The organism is Thermoanaerobaculia bacterium (assembly GCA_035260525.1).
Lineage (GTDB): Bacteria > Acidobacteriota > Thermoanaerobaculia > UBA5066 > DATFVB01 > DATFVB01.
This window is the reverse complement of the sequence record DATFVB010000246.1, coordinates 1-2306: the sequence shown is the minus strand read 5'-3', so window position 1 is coordinate 2306 and position 2306 is coordinate 1. Positions and strand designations below refer to the sequence as shown.

2 protein-coding genes are annotated in these 2306 nt (G+C 69.7%); both read right to left on the bottom strand.

The genetic code is table 11. The features are described 5' to 3' along the window. The coding region (locus VKH46_12215; protein HKB71601.1) for a protein kinase at window positions 1-286 on the bottom strand (286 nt) is incomplete at its 3' end. A 115-nt stretch (window positions 287-401) separates the two neighbouring features. After that, window positions 402-2306: hypothetical protein (locus tag VKH46_12210; GenBank protein HKB71600.1), on the bottom strand; the 1905-nt coding region annotated here is incomplete at its 5' end.

Here is a 2306-nt window from a genome sequence, read left to right as displayed (position 1 = left end):
TTTCTCCTTCCAGGAGCTCCATGACGGCGTAGGCGACCCCACCGTCCGTCCCGAAGTCGTGGATTGCCAGGATGTTCGGGTGATTCAACGCCGCGACCGCGTGCGCTTCGCGCTCGAAGCGCGCGAGCGCGTCAGAATCGTCGGCGAGCGACTCGGGGAGGACCTTGATCGCGACGAAGCGGTTGAGCTTCGTGTCCTTCGCCTTGTAGACCTCGCCCATGCCCCCAGCCCCGAGGGGGGAAAGAATCTCGTACAGGCCGAGCTTGGCGCCGGCAGCGAGAGTCACCGGGCGATCCTAAAGCGAAGGCGGACTCGTCGCGCCGTACCCGCCTTCGCCCCGCCCTCGCCGAGGTATCGGAGGGCTTCGGCGGGGCTGCCGGCTCCATAGGAGCGAAGCCGGATCACCGGATCCCCTCGCCGAGGAAGAGGGAGCTGAGACGCCGGGTGTAGTTGCAGGCGATCGCCCGGCCGTCGCGGCTGATCACGACCGGACCGTAGGCGATCTGGAGGCCGGCCGGGTCGGAAGCGTCGAACTGGCGCCAGGGACGGCGCGCGCCGCTCGAGACGTCCAGCTGCTCGATCCGGATCGGAAGATTTCCGCCGACGACGAAGAGCGTTCTTCCGTCTTCCGCGAACCGCACCGGCTGGTCGCCGTCGCGCCATCCCGATATCGGAGTCGGGACGCCCCCGGAGATCGGGTAGAGCGCCGGCCGCCGGTCGGGTCCGCGCAGCACGACGGCCCGGCGGTCGGGAGTGACCGGCAGGTAGGGGTCGAACGAATCGACTCCTTCCGGCGTCAGGGGGACGAGCTTTCCGCCGGCGACGTCGAGTCGGTAGGCGCGCCGGCTCCCTCCGGCCGCCGCCACCAGGACGAGGGTTTCGTTCGAAATCCAGTTTCCGGATTCGACCGGGACATCGACGGAGATCGAGCGCGCTTCACCCGCTCCCGTGGGGTAGAGGACGATCCGCGGGGAAGGGGTGTAGACGATGTCGGCGACCCACTTCCCGTCCGGAGAGAGCGCCAGACCGCCCCCCTCTCCGACCCGCGCCGCCGGCGAGCCGTCGGTCGGCCGGAGGTAGGTCGTGTAGTTGTTTCCGCTTCCCTCTCCGACGTACGTCGTCAGGAGCAGCCGGTCGTCGGGCGAGAAGTCCTGCCCGAACGAATACCCGAGCCAGGAGAGATCCTGCCCTTTTTCGTCGCCCGGGAGATACGCGATCGTCTGAATCGATCGTTCTTCGCGCGTCAGCAGGATCCGGCCGTCGGCCGCGACGTCCATCAGGAACACGTTTCCCGGGATCCCGAGAACCGGCCGCGGCTTACCGCCGGGCTTCACCGCCATGAGGCGCCGCCCTCCGACGCCGGGGTCCGCGGCGAACCAGATCTCGTCGCCTTTCAAAGACCAGCACGCTCCCTGGACGCCGCTCCATTCGTCGGTGAGGACCTGGTGGCTGCCGCGGAGGTCGACGACGTCGATCGTACCCCGGTCGTCCTGGAGGACGGGGTGGTTCGCGAACGCAATCCGCGTGCCGTCGCGGGAGAATCGGATGTGGCTGATCCACCCGCCGGTTTCGTAGAGGACCTTCCCGATCGGATACTCGATCCGGTAACGGGATCCCGCCCGGCGGGCGACGGCGATCCCTTCGCCGTCGGGCGCCCAGTCGGCGGCGACGACGTCGTCGACGATGGGCCTCGGCGTCCCGCCGAGGAGCGGCACGCGGGCGAGCTGCCCCAGACCCATCCATCCCGTCTGCCGGTATCCGAGCGCGATCGCGAGCTCTCCCTTCGAGGAAACGGACAGCACCGCCGCCTCCGGAACGGCGAGCGGCGTCGATTCGGGCGTATCGGTCCTCGCGAGATAGACGTGGTAGGGGGCGCCGTTCCATGCCGCGGCGTAGGCGATCGTCCGGCCGTCGGGTGAGAAGCGCGCTTCCTGGATGATGCCCCGGTCGTGGGTGACGGCGGTGAAGCGGGCCGATCCGGCCGTCCCCGCTCGCCGCGCGCCGAGCCACAGGCCCGCCGCGAGGAAGAGAGCCGCCGTCGCGGCGAGCGCCGCCGGTGCTTTCCACCGGCCGGCGGCGCCGCCGCGAACCCCGCGCGCGGGGCCGCTCACCGCTCCGGCGGAAACGCCCGAGACCGTCTCGAGATCGAACGCGAGGTCGCTCGCGGAGTGGAACCGCGCCTCGGGAGCTTTCTCGAGGCAGCGCCGGACGATTCGGTCGAGAGTCGGCGCGATGTTCCGTCCGGACTCGAGGAGCTCCGGAGGCTCCTCCTTCAGGATCGCGTTCATCGTCTCGACGTGGGAGTC